This window comes from Neobacillus massiliamazoniensis, assembly GCF_001048695.1.
Classification (GTDB): Bacteria; Bacillota; Bacilli; order Bacillales; family Cytobacillaceae; genus Neobacillus; species Neobacillus massiliamazoniensis.
In genome coordinates this window covers 403,771-428,393 of sequence record NZ_CVRB01000002.1, presented here as the reverse complement: position 1 = coordinate 428,393, position 24,623 = coordinate 403,771, and the positions used below count along the sequence as shown (strand labels likewise).

The window sequence follows — 24,623 nt, the reverse complement described above, 5'->3', positions numbered from 1 at the left end:
TGAGGCAAAGAGCGCCTCACCATGACTTCGCCTTATGCTGGTCGCCCCTGAGCAAACGCCTTTCGCTTTTTGTAGTAAAAGCCCGATTGGTGAGATACAGTGAAACTTGCCGCTGCGTCCTTCAGCGGCCTAGTTGAACCAATCGGGTTCGTACTATCTCTTTATCAAGGCGTTAGCCTTGATATTAGAGATAGTAGAACGGGACTAACCATCAGTGGGGGATGAAGAAAACCCCACTGATGGAAGTTCACTTTATTGCTCGTTGTATAGCACTAATTAATTTTAGGGGGAGTTAGGATTGGCACAACAAGAATTAAAGAGGGATTTATCAAATCGGCATGTCCAACTAATCGCAATTGGCGGCACCATTGGTACCGGACTATTCTTAGGATCCGGTAAAGCCATACAACTGGCAGGCCCATCCATCATTCTTGCTTATTTAATCGTAGGTATCGCCATTTTTTTTGTTATGAGGGCACTTGGAGAACTCCTGTTGTCTAAAGCAGGTTATCAATCTATTACAGACATTGCTGAAGACTATCTTGGACCTCGCTTAGCGTTTGTAACCGGATGGACATATTGGTTTTGTTGGATTATGACTGCAATGGGTGATGTGATTGCTGTTGGTGTTTACGTACAATATTGGTTTCATATTCCACAATGGATACCTGCAATCGTCTGTTTGATCATTTTACTAGGACTAAATCTATTAACTGTAAAGATTTTTGGGGAATTGGAGTTTTGGTTTGCTTTAATAAAGGTAATAACTATTCTCGTATTAATTGTCATTGGGATTATTTTGCTAGTGACGGGATTCAAGACAGATTCAGGTATTGTTACTATTAAAAATCTTTGGGAACATGGAGGACTTTTTCCAAACGGAATCTCAGGTTTCTTACTTTCATTCCAAATGGTTGTATTTGCATTTGTCGGTGTGGAATTAGTAGGTGTATCGGCAGCGGAAACATCCAATCCAGAAAAAAATATTCCATCGGCTATAAATAAAATTCCCTTAAGGATTCTATTTTTCTACGTTGGTGCGCTTTTTGTCCTTTTATGTATTAACCCATGGACGGAATTAAATGCAGCAGAAAGTCCTTTTGTTAAAACGTTTAGTCTAGTCGGGATTCCGATTGCTGCAGGAATTATTAATTTTGTCGTATTAACTTCAGCAGCTTCTGCTTGTAATAGCGGAATGTTTTCAACAAGCCGCATCCTTTTTTATTTAAGTAATAATGACCAGGCGCCATCTAATTTTGCAAAACTGAATAAAAATCATGTCCCAGGTAACGCGTTATTGATATCCACGCTTGTCCTATCGGTGGGAGCTCTTTTGACCAAACTTATTCCGGAACAAGCTTTTGAAATCGTGACAACCATTAGTGCCATTTGTTTTATTTGGGTTTGGAGTGTCATCCTGATTTGTCATTTAAGATATAAGAAAACACGTTCAGACTTAGAAGCAAAATCAAAATTTAAAGCACCATTAACACCATTTATTAATTACGCAGTCCTAATACTGTTTGCCATAATTCTCATTATTATGCTGTTTGCTGATGCTACACGTCCGGCCTTATTGTTGACACCTCTATGGTTTATTCTATTATTTACTTGGTATTCATATAGGAAGAAAGAAGAAAAAATATTAAATTATCAGCATAGAATCAACAATTAATTTTGTCTGAGCCCCTATATGCTAATGCTTTAACGTGCCGGGGAGCGGTAAAAACCGCCTCTTTCATAGGTGCGGTGAACCGTACCATACGTCCTTAGATTCCATTTTAGTATTAACCAATTTAAGAAACAATTACCTTAAAGATCTTCTAAATTTCAAATAAATAGAGGATCTTTTTATTTAATCTAAAATATAGTCAATTTTTCCCTCCAAAAAATTACATTGATAAGGTATATAGAATCTAGAAAAAGGCCTAGAAAGAAGTGATATTGATAATTTAGTTGGCGATATTTTTGATGAAAGAAATAAGCAGGGTGGTTCCCTGCTTAAAGGATAAGGAACGTGTGTTTTCAGAGTTCCTTATCCCTTTTTTAGTTTTATTGATAACTATCCTTTAAGTTTTTTAACACCTTTTTGTATTCCTTTAAAGAGTGTATCTTTCCTACATAGCTATTCTTGCTTTTGAAATCAGAGGAAATGAACATGATGGCGAGGTATGGGAAAAATTTATTAGTGCGAAAACGGAGATCCATCCAATAGACGAAATAGCCGCTTTTCCTTACACGAACAAATGGATAGGCATATGTCGTACATGAAAGAAAGTCGGAAACGGACGGATCATTTCTACTGTCTGAAACCAATACGGGAAAGTCGATTTTTTTTGGAAGTGTGTGTTCAATCGAAAGATTATTTTCCGAATAAACGCCAAACAAGAAATCTTCCTGTGTCTCAATAATGACATCCCAATTAAATATAGCCATTCGGGGGATTAGTTTTATTCTGGTTGCATTCCTGAAATGATTTTGTAAGTGCCTTTTTGTTGCTATTGCTGAAAGTGTACGAATTGCTACATATAAAAATATGAATATATAAATGATTAGAAAGGTTTCCCCAGCTTTAAAGAAGGGGAGTAAACCAAACCCTAGAAAATGGAGCGTCAGAATGTAGGGATCAAGTAAAGGGATCGAATCAAAGGCAATCCATTTTCGGGAAAAAGGCAGCAGGATTTGCGTTCCGTGGACATTGAATAAATCAAAAACCACATGTAAAATCACCGCTAATAGTGTCCATAAAAATAGATGAAGAAATGATGAGCTAGGAAAGAGTGGGTAGATCAAGCAAGAAACAGCGATGCCTAGCAATGGAAGAGCAGGCAGAGAATGTGACCAGCTTCTGTGATTCCGGAAATAGCTTCCCTTTCCTTTCAACAGATAGATAAAGTCAAAATCAGGTGCGTTTGAACCAATTACCGCACTTAAAATGACGGCTTGTGATAGTGCATTACTTTCTGTGACTGTGGGATCGATTTGAGCAAGAGCACCTATACCTACTCCGATGATGATGTGAGAAAATGTATCCAAGCGGTTCACTCCTTATAGATTGTTGAACACTCATGCATATTTTTGTATCTTTCGTTCCTCGATTACATCAGTGTAATGCCAGAGTAAATTGGAAAAAATGTGATCCCATGTTTGTGATAAAGCATAATTTCTTCCTTCAAGACCCATTTGCTTCCGTAAACTATCATTTTCTAAAAGCTGAAGAATGGAGTGTACAAACTCCTGTACGTTTCCTGGTTCACACAAATAGCCTGTAACCCCTACTGAGATAATACTCTTTACACCACCAGAATTGACAGTAATAGCAGGTGTTCCACTTGCAAGGGCTTCAAGAACAACATTTCCAAATGTTTCAGTAGGAGATGGAAAAATAAATAGGTCTGATGCTGCATAGACTTTAGCCAATTGTTCTCCGGTTAAATATCCTGTAAAAGACATGTTCAATGGGGCTCCGTTTTGAAGTTCCTCCCTTTGTGGTCCGTCACCAATAATCAGCCATTCAATTTGTTCATTGATCTCAGCAGGGAGTGTTTTTGCAACAGCAAGGAGGGTGTTTACATCTTTTTCAGGTGCTAATCTGCCTACATAGGTAAGGAGGTACTTTTTTGATAAGCCGTATTGCTCGCGAACAGTCTTTGTATCATAAAAAGGATGAAACAGTTGGCAATCGACACCTCTAGACCAAATTTTCAGATTCGCAAAGCCTTGGCGATTTAACTGCAAAAGCGTTTCATTAGAAGGGACAAATATTTTTTTAAATGGTCGATGGAACCAATGCATATATTTCCATAGGATACGAGAAAGAAATTGGAGGTTATAAAATTTTAAATAATAATCGAAATCGGTGTGATAGGAGCCGACAAGCGGTATGTTTAACTTTTTGGCTAAATAAATACCGCAAAGTCCGATGTTAAATGGAGTAGCGACATGGATGATATCTGGAGAGAAATCTTGTAATTCAGCTTTAATTTTAAAAAAGCTAGGAAAAGCTAGACGACATTCTGGATACAAGAAAAAAGAGAAGCTTTTAAATCGGGTGATATTGTTGGAAACATATTCGTTTCCATAAGAATCTGGTGCAAAAACTTTATAGGATATGTTTTGAGTATCTAAATAGTTAGTAAACTGTTTAAGCGTTCGGGCAACCCCATTAATGTCAGGATGGAAAGTATCAGTGAAAATAGCAATTTTCATAAAAATCTCCTCCTTCCGTAGACGTAATCTTCATCCAATCCCTTCAATTAATATCTCTACTTTATTGTATTAAAGTGTGGACATTTTTTTCTTGACCTGCTGTTAAAAAATTGTAAAGATTTTGTATATTTAATGGGAAATAGCATCAAAGGTTTGTTTTGTATCTGTCGATATTGGTTGAGTGATTATTCATTCCAAGGGCAAATTAGAATATTCTTTAATTATTTTATGAAATCCCATTATTCGGGGTTTCTTTTTATATTGGAAAAATAAACCTTTTGTTTTATCATGGAGGTAATAAAGATAAGATGATCAATGAAGGAGCGGGTGCCATGAAAACAAAAACCAATTATCCTTTTATTTATTTTTTCGCTGAGCCAAACGTCGTTTTCGTTTATAAGATTGAAGGGGAAGAGTATTTAACAGTTTCAGATTTGTCCCAACGTGGAGAATGGCAGACTTATGAGATTAAAAATGAGGATGAATTTGAGACCTTTAATCATGAAGCGCATGTCGCCCTTGTAGGTCGAGGCTATTTTCTTCAACGGGATCAATACCATTTCATGGCTGGAAAAATAAATCAACTAATACAAAGCCGGCGGAATATTATCCAAAGGGATAGAGGTATGGAAGTCCCCACTGTTCATCTTGTTTCATCCCCCTCCACAGTCGGTTCTTTAAGAGTTGGTTTAGACAGGCCAAAGAAAGTGATTGGATTTCAAGACCCTTTTTCAATCGGCCCCATTTGGAAGCTTGAGAGTAAAATCGGCCAAGCCTACCGTTATGAATGGCTATATGAGAATATCAATTTTGAACAGGATGATTATGAATTAGAAAACAGATTTACCAATACGCTTTTAGAAATAGCAGATATTCCTGACCATCTTCCCATCTATATTTGGGTTGCCAATAATGGGAACGAACAAACAGGACTCCGCTTGTTCCTCTATCTATTAAAGGATAAAACAAATGAAATCACTGTAATCAACACGACTGACCTTGCTGATTACTGGATGACTCCTTATGATTCAAAACAATCGATGTTCCACTCAAGTATGCTTCGGCCACCTCAGTTAAAACTTCTATTTGAACATATCAGCGTGGAAAAAACTCTATCGCAGCAGGAACGAATTCAATATCAAAAAGAATGGGAATCCCTGGCCCAAGCAAAAGATGTTCTTCGAGTATGGCAGAAAGGGAGAGTTACGAGTGTACCTGAAGACTATTATGATTCATTCATCTTAAAGACGATTGAACAGACGCATCAAAAGCAGGAGAGCATGGATTTCATTAGGGCCGGAAGAGTGGTTGGGGAAATCTTGCACCAAATAGACGAGATTGTCGGTGACGTCTATTTTGAATATCGACTCAGGCATCTAATCTACAACGGAGTTCTTGAATTAAAAGGGATTCCAAAGTCAATGAGACACTATAGTGTGAAACTACGTGATTAACTGCTGCGTTGGTGTCAGGCACCAGTTTTGTACGAATAAAAAGGTTGGAGGTACCTGTGAATATCATTTCGTTAGAACCCGTGGACCAAGATAGAAGAAGTATGTTTTTGGATTATCTGCTTTTAGCAGATGAAAGTGATGAAGTAGTTAAGCAGTATATAAATGATGGAGAGATGTTTTCGATTTGCTATGAAGAAATAAAAGTGGGGGTAGTTTTATTTACTTTCCATTCTAGCCACATCGTTAAGCTTAAGAATATTGCTATAGTAGAAGAATATCAAGGAAGAGGCTTAGGGAAATTGGTAGTGAAAGAAGCTTTTAATTTCTATCAAACTAAAGGATTTCATAAAATGACTGTCGGTACGGCTAATTCAAGTATTGCTAACTTAGCATTTTATCAAAAGGTAGGATTCAGGATGGTTGAAATTAAAAAGGATTTCTTTAAAAATTATCCAAGACCTATTTATGAAAATGGAATCAGAGCATTGGATATGGTGATGTTTGAAAAAAATTTACTCCCAGGTGAGTAGTGAGCTTAAACAAAAGGAAATAAAATTTCTAGGAAAGAAGGCAAGTATATGAATACCAACCAAAATTTCCACGATATTAAGGTGCGTCTCTATTTTTGTCGTTAATAAGCGTTATTGACGACACTTTGGCTGAGCATGTTCCAGCTTTTGACGTTAATGAGGTCTATTGATAACACTCTAGGAGTGGTTGCTCTAGTTTTTGAAGTTAATAAGGTCTATTGATGACACTTTAGACGTTGTTGCTCCAGTTTTTGAAGTTAATAAGGGCTATTGACGCTACTTTAGGCGTTGTTGCACCAGTTTTTGACGTTAATAAGGTATATTGACGCCACTTTAGGCGTTATTGTTCATATTTTTGTCGCCAATAAGCTCTATTAGGTTAACGATATTACTTTAATCTCAACCAACCTTATCATAAAAAATCGAGGACAGTTCATCCTCGATTCCTAAAGTATATATTGTTTTTGCCCCAAAAAGTATTTTAAGTTGAGATTCCTGAAGAGGAGTAAAATTTCGAAGGGGAATTTGAAAGGTTCTAGGAGTATACATCAGTTGGATTGTTTTAAGAAAGTTAATAAACCTTTCTAATCCCCGATAAACGAAAGGAGTAAGTCTTTTGTTTGTCATCTATTAAAGATAATATTTGTTCACGCAAGTTAAGGTTATGAACACGTCCTTTAAAGGTTTGTAAGGTGCCGTTTGTATCATAATCAATTGTAACCACTTTCCTCTCAGCCAGTTTTTTTAAAAACATTTTAACCCTCCTCAAAAATTAGTATTGTTTTACACAATTCAATTATATGCTGCAAATGTTAAGAAAAGATGAAGAAGCTGTTAAGGATATATTTTAATAAACTGGAAAATGGTTACAAGTTCTTTTCGATGGTGTATGGGTGGCTATCCGCCAGCTGAACACGATTATCTGCCACTAATTCAGTAATTGAAAAAAAGCAGTTGTCACAAAACAGCACCTTATCTCGTTATATTTTCAAACAAGATAAGGAGTGAGCATGATGAACGTATTGACATGTGTAGTCGTTGGTGGAGGATATGCAGGTATTAATGCTGTTAAAGCTATTCAAAAAAATTTCCATGAGGAATCTAGTAAAAAAAGGCTTCGACTTATTTTAATCGATAAAAACCCTTATCACCTTCGAAAGGTGCTGCTATTTAAGCCGGCGGTTGGGGATGAAGAGATTACAATCCTGTTTAAAAAATTGTTTCCCGAGGGGGTTGAAATCGTTCAGGCTACTGTAACAAAAATCGAATCAGGAAAGAAAAGGATGATATATCAAGATACGGCAGGGAATGAGTGTCCGTTGAACTACGATATCCTCGTTCTTACTGCAGGCAGTATCGTTCGGAAACCCGACCCTGCACAAGGTGGTATGGCTTTGACAGACTTAGAAGCGGCGAAGGAGATTAGAGAGGCGTGGCGTGTTAATTTTAAAAAAGCGATGAAAGAAACAAATGTGGCAGAACGGCAGAGATTAATGACGATTGCCGTTGCCGGAGCTGGCATAAGCGGTATTGAGACATCAGCTGAACTGGCACATCACGTTCGTGCAGATGCTAAAGCAATGGGGCTTGATCCGAGTGAAGTGAAGATATACCTTTTGAACGCGCATAATCGGCTTTTTCAAGAGGGGCCAACCAAGGTGGGACTTAAACTAGAACATTCACTTGCTGAAAAAGGCGTAACGACTATACATGGGAGCAAGGCATTAAAGGAGAAAGAAGGAATTTTAACTTTATCAAGTGGTAAAACGATACCTGTTGGACTATGTGTCTGGACGTTGGGACTGTTGCCGAATCCAATACTAGAAGAGCTCGGATTGCCTCTCACTCAGGAAGGATATGTGGTCGTAGACTCAAGCTACCGAGTTAAGGGGCTTCAAGGCGTATATTGTATCGGGGACTGCGCTCAAATTTTAGATCCTACTAGCGGAAGGAAGGACGGGAAAACTTGCAAGGAAGCAACCGCTCAAGCGTCAAGACTTGGAAAGATTATATTGGCAGATATGGAAGGGAAGCTTGCTCCTTCGCATAAGAGTTACATGGACTTTTTCTGCATAGGCCTCGGCCCAGGGCAGGGATTGGTGTGGACACGTCACTGGGGTCTAGACATTATTTTAACGGGAAAGTTAGGTTGGCGAATTCGGAAACTTACATGGGATGTCGCAAGTCTAATAAAATAAAGAAAATAGATAAGTAGTGGAAGTGAATGGAAATGGTTGAGATGCAAAAGTTATACGAGCAATATAAAGGGCTGCTTTTTACGCTAGCCTACCAACTAACCGGGTCGGCCTCCGATGCCGAGGATGCTGTACAGGATGTATTCATGAAGTTATATGACATTGAACTGGAATGTTTGGTTGAACCGAAAGCCTACTTGTGCAAAATGGTTACAAACCGCTGTCTAGATATACTCAAATCTGCTCGTAAGAAGCGGGAGCAGTACTTCGGAGAATGGCTTCCTGAGCCCATCCTTACATCAGAGGATGAATCAATTGAATTGGTTGTTCGTGGTGAACTGTTATCTTATGCGATGCTCGTACTGCTTGAAAGGCTGTCTCCTTCGGAACGGGCTGCATTCGTGCTTCGTGAGGCCCTTGGCTTTGAATATTCGATTATTGCTGAGCTAATTGGCAAAAGTGAATCGAATTGTCGCAAGATGGTCAGCCGTGCAAGAGGAAAGATGGGAATTGCCATTGAAGAACCGATCTGCGCAGAAACGGCGAGCAAAGAATGGGTTCAACGGTTTCTATCTGCACTTGAACAAGGCAATATGGATACGGTTGTATCTATTCTTGCAGAGGACGTCACATTAATTGCGGACGGAGGGGGCAAAGCATTTACTGCCGTTCATCCAATACATTCACGTGTTCATGTCGCCAAGTTCCTTTTCGGTTTAATGAGGAAAGTCGAAGGAATGAAGATGGAGATCACAGAGATAAATGGTCAAATAGGGCTTGTTATCCATGAAGGGGATAGGATCGATACCGTTGTCATCATGCATTTCGAGAAAGGTACCGTTCACAACCTGTATTTTGTTAGGAATCCGGATAAATTGAGGCATTTATAACACTGAGGGGAATCAACTAGAGTACTAGCAGTGATCTTAATAAAATAATGGTCACTGCTAGTAGTGATTTTAAATATTAATTTATTCCACGAAAAAACTTAACCAAAGTGAATTAATCACCGTTTTTTTTCATCAATTTTTTTAATTTCGTTTCTGTTGAGGAATCCTCCAATGGCGTGTAGATGCTACATCGTAAATCGGTATCTCCTTGTACTTGAAGCGAGGTTAAATTAAATAACATTTTTCCCGCCTTGGCATGTCTGAATTCAATCTGTACCTCTGGAGCCGTGCTTACCTGACTTTCTAGCCATAGGGTCTGGAAGTCAGGGTGGCGTACACTCATTTTTTCAATAAATTGTTTGTACCAATCGTCCCCAACGTATTGCCCGTAGTAAACACGGAAAATGGCGAGAAATCCTTTGACAAAATGCTCCCAATTGACGGCAAGGGCTCGTAACTCTTTTCTTTCAAAGACTATGCGAATTAGATTTCTTTCTTCCACAGGGACCTGTTCGAAATCCAAGAAAACATGAGTGGCAGCGCGATTCCAACTGATAATCTGACAATAGCGGTCGGTCACAATGGTTGGGCAGTATTTCAATTCCTTAAGAATTTTTTCCAATGAAGAACTGATTTTTGGCTGTGCCACTGTTTTAGAAGAAGCAATGGCGTGTGTATCCAATGCTAAATCGTATAAGTATTTTCGTTCATCATTAGTTAATCGCAACGCATTAGAAATGCAATCTAATACAACCGTGGATACCTTTATATCTCTCCCTTGCTCCAACCAGGTGTACCAAGTGGTACTGACGCCCGCTAATTGGGCAACTTCCTCTCTTCTAAGACCAGAGGTCCTCCTACGAATTCCTGCAGGTAATCCCACAGTCTCGGGCTTAATTTTTGAACGCTTTAATTTTAAAAAATCAGAGAGTGCAACCAGTCTAGTTTGGTTATTGATGTCCGTTCCCTCCAATGTAGTAGTATTAATACTAGTATAAACTACAACTTGTAATAGGATAATGACTAAGTAAGAATAGTAATAACAAGTTTCAGGAGGGATAGAGCATGGAAAGAGTAGTCATAACAGGAATGGGCGTTATTTCACCACTTGGTAATGACATTGAAACATTCTGGGGAAATTTAATCGAAGGAAAGTCTGGAATTTCTACTATTAATACATTTGATACAACACATCATAAGACGAAAATTGCTGGGTTGGTGAAGGATTTTGATGCAGACGCCCTATTAGGAAGAAAGGAAGCAAGAAGATTAGACCCGTTTTGTCATTTTGCGATGGCCGCTGCAGAACAAGCGTGGAAGCAATCAGGTTTAGACTTAGATACGATTGATCCAGAACGGTTTGGTGTCTATGTTGGCTCGGGGGTAGGTGGGATCGAAACGCTTATCCATAATGTGGATTTGTTTCGTGAAAGAGGGCCAAGAAAAGTCAGCCCAATGTTAGTGCCCGCAATTATCTCCAATATGGCTGCTGCTCAAATCAGCATAAAATATCAAGCAATGGGACCGAGCATGGCACCGGTAACAGCATGTTCGATTGGAAATACGGCGATTGGAGAGGCTTTTCGATTGATTCGCTATGGCAGTGCGGATGTGATGTTTGCCGGCGGAGCTGAATCGGGGGTAAATGGTGTATCTTTAGCAAGCTTTGAAAATGCGACAGCTTTATCAACGAGGAATAACGAACCTGAAAAATCAAGCCGGCCATTTGATGCGAATCGGGATGGATTTGTCATGGCAGAAGGTGCAGGAATTTTAATTTTAGAATCGTTATCTCATGCAGTAGCGAGAAAGGCACAAATTTTTGCAGAAGTAATTGGGTATGGTGCAAGTTCAGATGCCTATCATATAGTGGCTTCACACCCAGAAGGAAAAGGAGCGTATCTGGCAATGAAATCGGCATTACGTGATGCTGCTATTTCTCCGAAAGAAATTGATGTTATTAGCGCCCATGCAACAAGTACGGAAGTAGGTGACCGTTCAGAAACATTGGCGATTAAGCAACTATTTGGTCCAATTGCAAATCAGATCCCAATCACAGCCAACAAGTCGATGACTGGTCATTTGTTAGGTGCTGCGGGCGGAGCCGAAGCAATTGCATTAGTTAAAAGTATCCAAGAGGGAATCGTTCCTCCAACCATAAATCAAGAACAACCGGATCCATTATGTGATTTAGATTATGTTCCAAATGATGCGCGCAAGGCAGACTTGCTAATCGGTCTATCCAATTCCTTTGGCTTTGGCGGCCACAATGCCGTCATTGTTTTAAAGAAATATCTATAAATGAATGGCCCCTGGATAACAATTTGTTAAACAGGGGTGTTTTTATTGTATTTTTAAATTAATGCAGGAAAAGCAGTATGAAAAGAGTATTGATTAAAAAGATAAGTACCGAATTATTCAATAAGAGTCTGTAGTTTCTTCTTTTTAGTAATAATGTATTAAAAACACTTATCGTCAAAACTATTAATTTAGAGAATGGGGAGATTTTAATGACCTATCAGCAAAAAACAAAAGAAACGGAAAACAGTGTCGTGGAGTTTATTGAGAGTGTCGAAAGCTCGAAAAAACGTGAGGACGCCTATAAATTAGTCGATGTATTTACGGAAGCGACAGGATATGAAGCAAAAATGTGGGGACCGAGTATTATTGGATTTGGATCCTATCATTATAAGTATGAATCAGGTCATGAAGGGGATGCCCCTCTAGTGGGCTTTTCACCTCGAAAGGCAAAAATTAGTTTGTATTTTGCTCCTGGTGAAACAAAACGAGAGGAATTGCTTAAGGACTTTGGTAAACATACGACCGGGAAAGGATGTGTGTACATCAATAAGGTGTCAGACATCGATATTTCTGTATTAAAAGCACTCATTAAGCAATCCGTCCAGTTTTTACAAGAAACCTATCCCAATGCCTAAACCTAAAAAAGTAAGAGCCTTATTACAATGAATATAGCAAGGCTCTTTAAATTTATTTAAAAACATCAGTAATATTATTCCATCGAAGCGCTATATAGTTGAATAACAAAAGTAAAAAAGTTATCAAATGATACCAAGTTGAAAAAGAGGATTTTATAGTTTTATAACGAAATTAGTTCAAAAGATAAGGGGGGCGGTATTATGATCATTAATATTCAGAAAGATTTGGAGAACATGTGTAAAAATTATAATGAAAAGGAGTTTTTCTATTGAACCAAGCTTTGCTTATTATTGATGTCCAACAAGAATTAGTTGATGGCAATAATGAAATGAAAAGTGTGCTTAATAAAGAAGTATTATTAGATCACGTTAATTTGGTTATTAATAAAGCATTAGAATCACAAGTTTTAATCGTCTTTATAAGGGATAAAGATGTTGCTAACGGCGAAGGTCCAGGGTTTCAAATACACCCAAAAGTAAAGGTGCCAACCACTGCAAAAATATTTGATAAAGCGGCTACAAATTCGTTCTATGGTACACCATTATTAGGTTTTTTAAAGGACAACAAGATTGAACATCTAGTTATCATGGGATGTAAAACAGAACACTGTATTGACACAGCGGTTAGAACTGCAACGGTGAATCATTTTGATGTTACTTTAGTTGGAGATGGTCATTCGACGACAGATTCTTCAACCCTATCTGCCGAAAAGATAATAAGCCATCACAATGAAATACTACATGGTCATTATAATGTTGACAATTTTTCTGTTGTTCGGACTACTCAAGAAGATTTGTTTCAACCAATCCATGACAATTACCGGTAAATCGCCATTTACCCTCTTAATCTGAGAAGCTCTGAAAACTTTATTGATCTTTGGCAATCGGGCTCGATTGTGAAAGATCCATTTAAATACAGTGAAGTATTTTACACCGAAAATTAAACCACTTTATTTTAACCCCATCCTAAAATTAGAATGGGGTTATACGTATTTAACAAAAATAAGGAACTCTTATATAATACAATCATGGTTATAGAGGAACTCAAATACTAGACCTCTCAGTGAAGGAGTATGACCCGTGAACTTTACACTTAATCATAAAATCATAAAAGAAATGTGCGGCAATGTCTCCTTCAAAAGAGGAGATTATTTTTATCGTATGAATAAAGTAACATTTCAGCAATATCTTCCTGACCGTTGCCAAGCTACGGTAACTGGAGATGAAGCGTTCCATGTAACGATTGAAACGGATGCCAATGGAGAGTTGCGAACGGAATGCAGCTGCCCTAAGCTGGCTTCTTTTGATTTGGATTGTCAGCATATTGCAGCAGTGTTATTGGCGATCTACGAGCATCAACGGCAAGGAACTATCCCGACAACCAATCAGGAACTGACAGAAGGATTACTGACTCTTTTCACTGATCAGCCTGTTCGCTCAAGCGGTCATCAGCTTCACTTTGAAAAAAGAAAAGTGCTTGATGTGGAGTTTATCTGTAGACCCGTCGCGATAGGCACTGGAAGTTACTTATTTGGAATTGAAATGCATCTAGGTTCAAGCAAAGTGGAAAATATTCGCGCTTTCCTAGAGCATGTGAGAGAAGGGAATCCATACAAACTTTCCAGTTCGTTCACGTACGACCAACGTCTTCATTGCTTTCAAAAAGAAACTGATGCTGTGATTCAGCAGCTAATTCAAGTGATTCGTGATGAAATGATGTATGTGGATGGTGAAGACCGAGATTGTCCGGGGATGCTCCCCATTCCAGTATCTTCTTGGGAACGACTCCTGCCTTTACTGCAAAAAGCACCTCAGGTGAAGTTGGAGCATGATGGACAAACCTTTTCCGGACTGCAAGTTACAGAGGATTCGCTGCCGTTGCAGTTTACCTTTACAGAAGCAGAGGGCAAGGGCTATCAACTGAAGGTGGAAGGCTTCCATCGAATGATTGTGCTTGAGCCCTATCAATCCGTTCTTTTTGATGGAAAAATGAAACAGTTAGAAATTCAGGATAGTCAGCGACTTACTGACCTGATTCAAATGCTTGATGCTTCCGGTACGAATCAAATTCCTATTCCACAACAACAAATTCGTTTTTTTCTAGAAAAAGTGGCGCAAGGGTTAAAAAAACTAGGGACGGTTACCATAGCTGAAGCGTTAACGAAGCAATTAATAAGCACACCACTTGTGGCCAAGCTCTACTTGGATCGTGTGAAGAATCGACTGCTTGCAGGACTCGAATTTCACTATGAGCATATGATCATTCATCCACTGGAGAATAGAGAACTTCCGCCAGGCTCTATATTGATAAGGGATGTCGACAAGGAGGATGAGATCCTACAGATTATGGAGGATAGCTCGTTTGCCAAGACGGATGGAGGCTACTTTTTGCATAATGAGGAGCTCGAGTACGAGTTTTTGTACAATATCGTTCCGAGGCTCCAAAAGCTTACCCAAATTTATGCCACGACGGCTGTAAGAAATCGTATTTTTAGAGGGAATGCCCACCCGCAGGTGAGAGTGAAGGTCAAGAAAGAACGGACCAATTGGCTTGAATTCAAATTTGAAATGGATGGCATTAATGAGCAGCAGATCCGTGATGTTTTGGCGGCATTAGAGGAAAAGCGGAAATATTATCGCTTGCCGAATGGATCACTGCTATCGCTTCAGACGAGGGAATTTGAAGAAATTCAGCGTTTTCTTCATTCACCATATGTCGTGAATAAAGATTTGGCAAATGGTTTGGATTTACCCGTCGAACAGTGTCTTCAGCTTCTCGATTCTGTCGAGGTAAACGATGCCTTCAAGCTAGAGGAATCCTTTCGGCAGTTCCTTGATCATCTCCGTCATCCTGGCCGTTTGGAGTTCGAGGTGCCAGCGAGTTTAGACCCCATCCTGAAAGATTATCAAAAGCTCGGGTTTAAATGGATGAAAACACTTGCCTACTACGGCTTTGGAGGAATTTTAGCGGATGATATGGGACTCGGAAAAACAATTCAAAGCATTGCGTTTATAGTATCAGTGCTTCCTACTGTCCGTAAAGAAAAGCTGCCAGTTCTTATTGTTTGTCCATCATCTTTGACGTATAACTGGTTAAGTGAATTCAGGAAATTCGCTCCTTCTTTAAATGTGGTTGTCATCGATGGGACGAAAGTGGAGCGGACGAAGCTGCTTGATGACATAACGGATATTGATGTGTTGATCACCTCTTACCCGCTATTACGCCGGGACATAAATTGGTTTGCCAAACAATTTTTTCATACGGTGTTTTTTGATGAGGCGCAAGCATTTAAAAATCCTTTGACTCAAACAGCAAGAGCTGTAAAGAAGATACAGGCAGATCATCAATTTGCACTTACTGGTACACCGGTGGAGAATTCGTTAGAGGAGCTTTGGTCCATTTTTCATGTCGTCTTTCCTGAACTTTTTCGCGGGTTAAAGGAATATAGTCAGCTTTCAAGGGCAAACATTGCTCGGAGAATTCGCCCATTTTTATTGCGCAGATTGAAAGAAGACGTGCTTTCAGAGCTTCCTGAGAAAATAGAGTCGTTGGAAACCGTAGAGCTACTTCCTGAACAAAAGAAGTTGTATGCGGCCTATTTAGCGAAACTACGACACGACACGTTGAAGCAATTGGATAAAGATACAATTCGGAAAAATCGGATCAAAATTTTGGCTGGTTTGACTCGCCTGCGACAGATTTGTTGTCACCCAAGCTTGTTTGTGGATGGTTATAAAGGAAACTCAGCAAAATTTACGCAGCTACTGCAAATTATAGAAGAATCAAAGCTTTCCGGAAGAAGGGTGTTAATTTTTTCACAGTTCACGAAAATGCTGGAGATCATCGGCCGAGCGTTAACAACGAAAGGGCTTGGATTCTTTTACCTTGATGGACAAACGCCAGCAGATGAGCGGCTGGAAATCTGCCAACGATTTAATAGTGGTGAACGTGATTTATTCCTCATTTCCTTGAAAGCAGGAGGGACGGGCCTTAACCTGATGAGTGCCGATACCGTTATTTTATATGACACATGGTGGAATCCAGCCGTCGAGGAACAAGCAGCGGACCGCGCCCATCGTATCGGTCAGAAAAATGTTGTCCAGGTCATCAAGCTCGTTGCCCGGGGAACCATCGAAGAAAAAATGAATGAACTCCAAGACAAAAAGCGGCATCTCATCGAGGAAATCATCGATTCTGATGAAAAAATCATGTCTGCACTTACCGAAGAAGATATTCGAGAGATATTGATGATATAGATTGGGGCAGGTACGTCCACGTAGATGGGGTCTACGTGGACGTTTTTTTCTAATTAGTGCCAATTCGTTAACGTAGAGAGGTTCTACGTAGATATTTTCCACAAAACGACGCTGTTACGTGCACGTAGGGAGCATCTACATACACAATTTGTTTTATATCGAGTGATATCGGGTACGTAAAAAAGTTTACATGCCTGAAATCAATCATTTTTTCCAAACTGGTCACGTAATTTGCCCGTTTCGATTATCTTTTTCATTTTTGGTCACAGTAACCAGTTTAATTTGCCCATTTCGGAGATCTTGCTTCAATTTGGGTCACGTTAACCAGTTTAATTTGCCCATTTCGGAGATCTTGCTTCAATTTGGGTCACGTTAACCAGTTTAATTTGCCCGTTACGGCGATCACTCTTCAATTTGGGTCACGTTAACCAGTTTAATTTGTCCGTTTCGGAGATCTATCTTTAATTTCGGTCACAGTAACCAGTTTAATTTGCCCCTGTTCGGCGATTTTTCTTCAATACGGTCACAGTAACCAGTTTAATTACCTAGCTTTTAATTCTATCTCTTTAGTTATTTTTTGGGGAATGTTTAGAAAACGTTCAATACGAATGATGAGTGATACCAATCAAAATATGAAACAATAAACCGAGAAAACCTTGTCAAATTGGCAAGGTTTTTTCGGTGTCACAGGCAAGTCGGGCCTGTTGAAAGACTACGCTATTCCAAAGAAAAAAATTATATCGCTTACGACATTGATTTTTCTTTTTCTAAAATATCCTTTACCACATCTGCAATCGTTACTGTTCCTAAAGCCTTTTCTAATGCGAGTTCAGCTGCAGAGAAAATGGGATCGATTGCCTTTTGTATGTTCCGCCCAACAAGACAATCTGGATTTGGATTCTCATGCATGCCAAATAACTCTTTATCCTGGACGACGTTAACGGCTTTGTATACATCTAGTAATGTGATATGAGTCAATTCCTTTGCCAGAGACGCACCCGCAACACCAGGTCGGACTTTGACCAATCCTGCATTTTTCAGCATACCCGTAATCTTTCGTATGACAGCAGGATTCGTATTGACGCTAGAAGCGATAAACTCAGATGTATTCACTTTGTCTTTATTTATCTCTAATAGGGATAGAATATGGATTCCAACAGCAAAACGGCTGCTAATCGACATCTTTTTCGCCTTCCTTTCATTCACTTCTTAATTATAAAGAAATTAACATGTAATACAAGCAGTTACAAGTTAGGATGGATTTTAGTTGACAAACAACAAACCTGTAACTTATATTATTACATGTAATCATTTCTGTTACAAGTAAACCAAATTCACTAATTGGAGGAAATAGATCATGAAAATTGGAATTATCGGTGCAAGTGGTAAGTCAGGTAAACTAATCTTAAAGGAAGCTGTTGAAAGAGGTCACGAAGTTACAGCGATTGTTAGAGATGCAGCAAAAGTTCAAAATCAGCAGGTTGCAGTAATGGAGAAAAACATTTTTGACCTAGTAGCTGAGGATATTAAAGGATTTGATGTAGTCGTAAATGCATTCAATGCTGCTCCAGGGCAAGAACATCAGCATGTAGAAGCTGGTAAAGTGTTAATTGACGTGTTAAAAGGTGCTCCAAGCACTAGATTAATTGTCGTTGGAGGGGCTGGAAGCTTATTTGTTGATGAAGAGAAAACATTACGAGTGTTTGACACTCCTAATTTCCCTGAAGCCTACCTTGCAACTGCGAAAAATATGGGTAAAAATCTTGAGGAATTACAAAATACAACTGGAATTAAATGGACTTATATTAGCCCAGCAGGATTCTTCAACCCAGAAGGTAAACGAACAGGTTCTTATCAAACAGGGAAGGACAACCTAATGCTCAATGCAAAAGGTGAAAGCTATATTAGCTATGCTGATTATGCCATTGCAGTTATTGATGAAATTGAAAATCCTCAACATGTGAACGAAAGATTTACTGTTGTTGCTGAAGCAGAATAATATTTGAAAATAATCAGACCCCACGCTTGGTAATGTGGGGTCTGATCATTTTTATTAACAACTCTTAATGAAGTGGGAATGGATAGAATACATACGTTAAAAAAGCAATAATGATACCTGTAATGGCTCCAAAAAACACTTCTGCCGGCTTATGCCCTAATAGTTCTTTTAATTTTTTCCCGGATTCTGTTTTCTTAAGGTCCGGGTCTTTTAACGTTTCGATCAGGCTGTTGAAATCAGCCATTAGTTTATTTAAAATCTCTGCATGAAAACCGGCATGGCGGCGGACACCCGTTGCATCATGCATGACAATTGCGGCAAAAACGACGCAAATGGCAAACTCATTGGAATAAAACCCTGAGGTCAATCCGATGGCGGTTGTTAAGGAAATAACGAATGCTGTATGAGAACTTGGCATGCCGCCGGTACTGAACATCAGATCCCATTTTATTTCTCTTGATGTTAAAAAGTGAATCGGGATTTTGACAAATTGGGCAATCAGCATCCCTAATAGAGCCGCCAACAATGGATAAGATAAAAACATTTGGTCCTCCTATTAAAAATTGACTTTATACACCTAGCATACCAAAAACTAGGTTGTTTTCAGAACGAAGACCATCCTGATAATGAAAAAATTTTAATAAAAGCATCGAATTTGGGTGTCAGGCACCAGGTTTACATAACTACCAGTGCCTGACACCTAATTTAAATTTCAATTATGATAGGGAGTATCATGGGTTTCCGTTTTGTTTGGGCGTATAAATATTGACCTACTGATTTTTTGATATTTTGTTTGATGATGCTCCATTGGCGGATATTTTCGTCTTGTAAGTCGGTAACGGTTTTTTTAACAAGTCGATTCACCTCTTTTAGGAGGTCCTCCGAATCTTTGACAAACACGAATCCGCGCGTAATGGTGTCAGGTCCGGAAATAATCTTCCGGTCCGTTTTATTTATGGTGATTACCACCACGAGCATTCCATCTTCAGAAAGCTGCTTCCGGTCTCGCAATACAATATCCCCGACATCGCCGACACCCATTCCGTCCACATACGTATCTCCTGAAGGAATCGAGCGAGTCTGCCTCGCAATCGAGTGTTCGATATCGACGACATCACCATTTTTAATGATAAATGTGTTTCCTTCTTCTACTCCAACCGATTCGGCTAACAACCGATGATGGTGCAGCATCCGATATTCGCCGTGAATCGGAATAAAATATGTAGGTTTCATTAATGTCAGCATGAGCTTTAAGTCTTCTTGATAGCCATGTCCGGAAACATGCATTCCCGTGGTGCTTCCAGAGCCATAAATCACGTTAGCACCGAGCTGATATAAGTTGTCGATGATTTTTGAAACATCCCGTTCATTCCCAGGGATCGGTGATGCTGCTAAAATGACAGTGTCCCCAGGGTATATGGAAACATCTCGGTAGTTACCGCTAGAGAGACGGGAAAGGGCTGCCATAGGCTCTCCTTGGCTCCCAGTACAAAGGATGGCAACCTTTTCCGGAGACAGCTGATCGACTTCGCCTGCTTCAATTAACATCCCTTCAGGAATATGAATATAGCCTCGTTCCATCGCAACTGAAACAACATTGACCATACTTCGGCCAACCAATGCCAGCTTTCGATTGGTCAGCATGGCTGCATCCACAACCTGCTGAACTCGATTAACATTGGAGGCGAAGGTCGAGATAAAGATTTTCCCCTGAGCCTTCATGAAGGCTTCGTTCATATGGCCTCCTACCATTCGCTCCGATGGGGTCAGGCCTTTTCGTTCGGCATTCGTACTCTCCGATATTAAAGCCAAGACGCCCTGCCTGCCAATTTCAGCCATTTTATGAATATCCGCATATTGGTTATTAGCAGGTGTTAAATCAAATTTAAAGTCACCGGTATGGACGACAGTTCCTTCCGGTGTTTGAAAAACAATCCCAAGACAATCAGGAATGCTATGGCTAACTTTAAAAAAAGAGACCCCAATTTCACCAAACTCGAGTTTTGAGTCCGAGTCAATCGCAATGAGTTTGGTATCTCTTTTTAGCCGATGCTCGGTCAATTTTAATTCAACTAATCCAAGAGTAAAACGTGTCGCATAAATAGGTACATTTAGTTTTCTTAAAAAATAAGGAATACCGCCGATATGATCTTCGTGCCCATGTGTCACAACCAAAGCCCGAATTTTATCCTGATTCTCTTCAAGATAGGTAATATCAGGGATAATCAAATCAATTCCCAACAAGCTCTCATCGGGAAACTTACCGCCGCAATCGATGACCACAATGTCATCGGAATATTGAACCACATACATGTTTTTTCCAATTTCGTTTATACCGCCTAATGCAAAAATGGATAAAGTATTTTCGTTGGTTCCCAATATTTTTGTCCCCCCAAATCCATGTAAATATCGTTAGTATTCCCTTTTAGAATTCTTTTATTTGGAACGGGCAGTAAATCCGAAATTTGCAAATAGAAGGGGGGATTTCGCAAATAAACGGTTTAGTTTCGCAAATAAAATAGGTTAAATCGCAAATAAACTTTTTATTTTCGCAAATAAGCGCTTAAGATTCGCAAATAAACGCTTTCACAGAAAAGATTTATGTATACCGAGTCGGCAAAAACTCGGCTTTTTAAAGAATGGCTGTGTTAAAGGTCATTGTTGATTTTTGACACTATGTTGATTGGAGCGGAAGGCGCGAAACTCCTGCGGGAGACCCCACAGGCGCTTAAGCGCCGAGGAGGCTCCCCGGAACGCCCGCGGATGCTCGCTTCTTGAGCGCAAATCAACAGGCAAGTTTAACACAGCCTAAAGAATAAGGGTTTCAAAAACAAAGCTTTTATTTGCTTAAAGTACATAAATGAAGTTAAAAACCCCATTAATACCAATGAGATTTTTGCTTCGTATGATATAGATGTCATTATATGTTCATAGAGAAAATTTTCAAAGAGTAACTTTTTCTTGCAGTATTGGCTCCACCTTCGCCATATACCATGATAGCCACGCGTGCTATCCCCACTAATAGATACTATAAAGTAATTTTGTTAACAGAATATGTCCTATATATTAAGGTCTTGTTAATCATTTTTTACAAAAAATTTGTATACGTGTTTCTAAGAAAATTCTAATATTGCTATTTTATACTGCTATTGTCTAGAGATAACGAGAACGAATCGTGTTAGGAGGATATTTAGATGAAAAAGACGGATAAAAAGTGGGTACTTCTTTGTTCCACTGCCGTTGCAGCGGTTTATGCAGCTGGTTATTTCACTACTGAAACCCAAGCAACCATGGGACAGCCGAGACAACATCTTGCAAGTAATACCCAAACAAATAGTCAGTCATTAAATGGGTTGCAACTAGGGCAATCATCAAGTGGATCTCAAAGCAATAGCAGCCAAACCAATAGTGATTCATCAAATGGTTCGCAAGCAAGCAGCTCCCAAAAGAACAGCCTGTATAAAGATGGCACCTTTACTGGTTCAGGGATGAACAGACGTGGATCAATGGATGTTCAGGTAACCATTAAGAACGATAAAATCACAGATGTGGCAATTAGTAATTTTGCCATGCACTATTCGGAAAGTGACATCGTCGGGCTGCCAGATGAGGTATTGCAGAAGCAAAGTGCACAAGTATTGAATGTATCAGGTGCAACCTATAGTACACAAGCTTTTGAGGATGCAGTACAAGATGCCCTAAATCAAGCCCAAAATAAAGGTTAAGAAAATGAGAAAAACGAAATTGTACATGGATACCGTTGTTGATATACAGGTCATCAGTAAGATATCAAAGGAAGAAACAGAAGAAAAAATAAATCGTGCATTCCAAGCCTTTCAAAAAGTGGAGCAAGCTTGCAGTCGTTTTACTTCTTCAAGCGAACTGATGCAGGCATGCCAAATCGTCGGAGCTCCAGTGGAAATAAGTCCATTTTTATATCAGCCCCTGTTCTTTGCAATTGAAATGGCTAAATTGACCGACGGAATATTCGATCCTACGGTGGGAAAAACAATGGAGCAGTCAGGATTTAACCGTGATTATTTAACGGGAAATCTTATGGAGAGTTCTTCAGCTGATTCCGTTACGTATCGTGATATCGTCTTACATCCACAAACACGTACATTAACGTTAAAAAAACCACTCGTCTTGGATTTAGGAGCTGTGGCCAAAGGATTTGCCATCGATTTGGCCGCCAATGAGTTGAAGGAATTTCCAGGGTTTATTATCAACGCTGGGGGAGATTTGTATGCAGGTGGTGTTGATGAAAATGGAGGTCCGTGGAAGATAGGGATCCAGCATCCATTGCAAAAGGATAAAATCATTGAAACTGTAGAGATTTCAAATGAAGCGATTTGCACATCAGGGAGTTACGAACGAAGGAGTCAAACGATTCCAGATGTGCATCACATACTGAATCCGAGGACTAAGCGCTCACCCAATCAATTGATTAGCTGTAGTGTGATCGCACCATTTGCGATGATGGCAGATGCTTTTTCAACTGCCGCATTTCTAATTGGTATACAAAAGGGGAAAAGGATGATGGAAGAATTGAATTTAAAAGGATTCCTTATCACCCCAGAATTACAAATTGACAGAGTAGGAGGGATTTAATTGTCAGCAAAAAAATGGATCAAAACACCTAAAAGCTATGTCACCATTGCCATGGTTTTTTATCTAATAATCGCTTCCATAGGAACAAAAAATATGATGGGTATAATGAATAGTACCATCGCTGTTGCAGTATCATTAGCTGTAGATTTCATTTATTGCATGGTTACTAATCGAAAAAGCAGTAAGGATGGAATTGTTATTACGGGATTAATCATTTCTCTCATTTTGAGTGTCACAACTCCAAAGATTATCGTGGCCGGAACGGCAGCAATCGCCATCTTGTCTAAGCATCTTTTTGTCTACAAAAAGAAACCGATATTTAATCCTGCCGCCTTTGGCTTACTTCTATCGGTCTTTGTTTTTCAATCTGGGCAAAGCTGGTGGGGAGCTTTTGGGGACCTATCTTCGTGGACGATTCTATTTCTCTTGATCGGCGGATACATCGTAACCGAACGAGTGAATAAATACCCTCAAGTTTTATCGTTTTTGGGGATCTTTTTTGTTTTATTATTTTTCATGGGTTATTTCAACATCGGTAATGCTGCTGACGCATTGAGGCCGCCATTTATTAATGCGACTCTATTTTTTGGCTTTTTTATGCTTACCGATCCACCGACTTCACCGGCTAAAGTTAAGAATCAAGTCATTTTTGGCATTCTCACGGCGGTTACGTCAATCGTTATTTATGGAATTTTCGGCGGACTAACCTATTTATTTGTTGGGTTATTGGCTGGAAACCTATATACCTATCTCAATAAACGCTCCACTTCAAAAGCATCTTCGCTTAAGCAAGGTGTATCACGAACACAAAGATATGGTAAAATGTCTAATTAAGTAAATGTCAATAGGGAGTTGGCGACAATCATGCGTGTATTGGTCGTAGAAGATGATTTACCATTAAGAAAAATTATTTCCAGAATATTGGAGGAAGAAGAATACGAGGTTGACCAAGCGGAAGATGGGGAAGAAGGCTATTTCATGGCCACATCAGGGGAATACGATTTGATCACCCTTGATGTTATGCTGCCGAAAATGGATGGGTTTTCTTTGCTTCGAAAGTTACGAAGAGAAGGCTATCAAACGCCTACATTGTTTCTTACAGCGAAGGATCTGATGGAGGATAAAGTGCAGGGGTTAGACATAGGGGCGGATGATTATATTGTGAAGCCCTTTGCGGCACAAGAGCTGCTAGCAAGAGTTCGGTCTTTGCTTCGACGAGCAGGTAAAATAGGGGTTGAAGGGAAAATAAGCTATGGTCCTATTATCTTAGACACCCATCAGCATGAGGGATTTATTAACCATCAGGGTTTAAAATTGACGATAAAAGAATATGAATTACTCTTTTATTTGATTCAAAATAAGGAGCAAATTTTAACGAGAGAACAAATTTTTCAAAGAGTTTGGGGAATTGACTCGGAAACGACAGATGCTATTGTAGATCTTTACATCCATTATTTACGAAAAAAACTTGCTTCTTTTAACTATGACCATCTGATTCGAACCGTCCGTGGTGTAGGATATATGTTGAAGGAGTAGGTAAAA

At 39.4% G+C, this 24,623-nt stretch carries 21 protein-coding genes; 14 read left to right on the top strand and 7 right to left on the bottom strand.

Features of this window, described 5'->3' with window-relative positions; all coding sequences use genetic code 11:
• Positions 1–298 precede the first annotated feature (298 nt).
• Entirely contained in the window at positions 299–1,675 is a 1,377-nt protein-coding gene (locus BN1082_RS10060) for an amino acid permease (protein WP_090633896.1), read from the top strand.
• A gap of 377 nt (positions 1,676–2,052) precedes the next feature.
• On the opposite strand, the gene BN1082_RS10055 is transcribed toward BN1082_RS10060, so the two are convergent.
• Positions 2,053–3,036, bottom strand: a complete 984-nt coding sequence (locus BN1082_RS10055; protein WP_176699726.1) for a metal-dependent hydrolase — start codon at positions 3,034–3,036, stop codon at positions 2,053–2,055.
• Positions 3,037–3,066: 30 nt separating this feature from the next.
• Positions 3,067–4,209 (bottom strand): glycosyltransferase family 4 protein, encoded by a 1,143-nt coding sequence (locus BN1082_RS10050; RefSeq protein ID WP_090633892.1) that lies wholly within the window; start codon positions 4,207–4,209, stop codon positions 3,067–3,069.
• Between the two features lie 332 nt (positions 4,210–4,541).
• On the opposite strand from BN1082_RS10050, the gene BN1082_RS10045 reads away from it, so the two are divergent.
• Both BN1082_RS10045 and BN1082_RS10040 read left to right on the top strand, forming a co-directional pair.
• Entirely contained in the window at positions 4,542–5,663 is a 1,122-nt protein-coding gene (locus BN1082_RS10045) for a DUF1835 domain-containing protein (protein ID WP_176699725.1), read from the top strand.
• Between the two features lie 56 nt (positions 5,664–5,719).
• Entirely contained in the window at positions 5,720–6,193 is a 474-nt protein-coding gene (locus BN1082_RS10040; protein ID WP_245640380.1) for a GNAT family N-acetyltransferase, read from the top strand.
• 571 nt (positions 6,194–6,764) lie between these two features.
• On the opposite strand, the gene BN1082_RS10035 is transcribed toward BN1082_RS10040, so the two are convergent.
• On the bottom strand, positions 6,765–6,947 hold the full coding sequence (locus BN1082_RS10035; protein ID WP_090633888.1) for a YolD-like family protein: 183 nt from the start codon (positions 6,945–6,947) through the stop codon (positions 6,765–6,767).
• A 259-nt stretch (positions 6,948–7,206) separates the two neighbouring features.
• Between BN1082_RS10035 and BN1082_RS10030 the strand changes: the two genes are divergently transcribed.
• Together BN1082_RS10030 and BN1082_RS10025 are read left to right on the top strand one after the other, a co-directional pair.
• Positions 7,207–8,391 (top strand): NAD(P)/FAD-dependent oxidoreductase, encoded by a 1,185-nt coding sequence (locus tag BN1082_RS10030; protein ID WP_090633886.1) that lies wholly within the window; start codon positions 7,207–7,209, stop codon positions 8,389–8,391.
• 41 nt (positions 8,392–8,432) lie between these two features.
• On the top strand, positions 8,433–9,278 hold the full coding sequence (locus tag BN1082_RS10025; RefSeq protein WP_090634934.1) for an RNA polymerase sigma-70 factor: 846 nt from the start codon (positions 8,433–8,435) through the stop codon (positions 9,276–9,278).
• A gap of 112 nt (positions 9,279–9,390) precedes the next feature.
• On the opposite strand, the gene BN1082_RS10020 is transcribed toward BN1082_RS10025, so the two are convergent.
• A complete protein-coding gene (locus BN1082_RS10020; protein ID WP_090634932.1) occupies positions 9,391–10,236 on the bottom strand; it encodes a helix-turn-helix transcriptional regulator in 846 nt (281 codons plus the stop codon).
• Positions 10,237–10,343: 107 nt separating this feature from the next.
• Between BN1082_RS10020 and fabF the strand changes: the two genes are divergently transcribed.
• The 4 genes from fabF to BN1082_RS10000 all read left to right on the top strand — a co-directional run bounded on the left by fabF (position 10,344) and on the right by BN1082_RS10000 (position 16,471).
• Entirely contained in the window at positions 10,344–11,579 is a 1,236-nt protein-coding gene (gene fabF / locus BN1082_RS10015) for a beta-ketoacyl-ACP synthase II (protein ID WP_090633885.1), read from the top strand.
• 209 nt (positions 11,580–11,788) lie between these two features.
• Positions 11,789–12,214 carry a DUF1801 domain-containing protein gene (locus BN1082_RS10010; protein WP_090633883.1) on the top strand — a complete coding sequence of 142 codons (426 nt, stop codon included), beginning with the start codon at positions 11,789–11,791 and terminating at the stop codon, positions 12,212–12,214.
• A gap of 269 nt (positions 12,215–12,483) precedes the next feature.
• A complete protein-coding gene (locus BN1082_RS10005; protein ID WP_090633881.1) occupies positions 12,484–13,041 on the top strand; it encodes an isochorismatase family protein in 558 nt (185 codons plus the stop codon).
• 253 nt (positions 13,042–13,294) lie between these two features.
• A complete protein-coding gene (locus tag BN1082_RS10000; RefSeq protein WP_090633879.1) occupies positions 13,295–16,471 on the top strand; it encodes a DEAD/DEAH box helicase in 3,177 nt (1,058 codons plus the stop codon).
• A 744-nt stretch (positions 16,472–17,215) separates the two neighbouring features.
• Here the strand turns inward: BN1082_RS10000 and BN1082_RS09995 are convergent.
• Positions 17,216–17,653 (bottom strand): Rrf2 family transcriptional regulator, encoded by a 438-nt coding sequence (locus BN1082_RS09995; RefSeq protein WP_090633877.1) that lies wholly within the window; start codon positions 17,651–17,653, stop codon positions 17,216–17,218.
• 175 nt (positions 17,654–17,828) lie between these two features.
• Here BN1082_RS09995 and BN1082_RS09990 point away from each other — a divergent pair, with 175 nt between their 5' ends.
• Complete coding sequence (locus BN1082_RS09990) at positions 17,829–18,470, top strand: NAD(P)-dependent oxidoreductase (protein WP_090633875.1); 642 nt, start codon at positions 17,829–17,831, stop codon at positions 18,468–18,470.
• 64 nt (positions 18,471–18,534) lie between these two features.
• Here BN1082_RS09990 and BN1082_RS09985 read toward each other — a convergent pair whose 3' ends face one another.
• Positions 18,535–19,014 (bottom strand): divergent PAP2 family protein, encoded by a 480-nt coding sequence (locus tag BN1082_RS09985; RefSeq protein ID WP_090633873.1) that lies wholly within the window; start codon positions 19,012–19,014, stop codon positions 18,535–18,537.
• Positions 19,015–19,175: 161 nt separating this feature from the next.
• The gene (locus BN1082_RS09980) at positions 19,176–20,849 is read right to left on the bottom strand and encodes a ribonuclease J (RefSeq protein ID WP_090633871.1); all 1,674 of its coding nucleotides are present in this window, start codon (positions 20,847–20,849) and stop codon (positions 19,176–19,178) included.
• 815 nt (positions 20,850–21,664) lie between these two features.
• On the opposite strand from BN1082_RS09980, the gene BN1082_RS09975 reads away from it, so the two are divergent.
• The 4 genes from BN1082_RS09975 to BN1082_RS09960 are packed head-to-tail and all read left to right on the top strand — an operon-like array spanning position 21,665 to position 24,617.
• Positions 21,665–22,195: an FMN-binding protein gene (locus BN1082_RS09975; protein WP_090633869.1), complete on the top strand. Its 531-nt coding sequence runs from the start codon at positions 21,665–21,667 to the stop codon at positions 22,193–22,195.
• 25 nt (positions 22,196–22,220) lie between these two features.
• Entirely contained in the window at positions 22,221–23,081 is an 861-nt protein-coding gene (locus tag BN1082_RS09970) for an FAD:protein FMN transferase (protein WP_245640379.1), read from the top strand.
• Positions 23,082–23,915 (top strand): RnfABCDGE type electron transport complex subunit D, encoded by an 834-nt coding sequence (locus BN1082_RS09965; RefSeq protein ID WP_090633865.1) that lies wholly within the window; start codon positions 23,082–23,084, stop codon positions 23,913–23,915.
• A gap of 30 nt (positions 23,916–23,945) precedes the next feature.
• Positions 23,946–24,617, top strand: coding sequence for a response regulator transcription factor (locus tag BN1082_RS09960; RefSeq protein ID WP_090633863.1), 672 nt, complete (start codon positions 23,946–23,948; stop codon positions 24,615–24,617).
• The last annotated feature ends 6 nt before the right edge of the window (positions 24,618–24,623 follow it).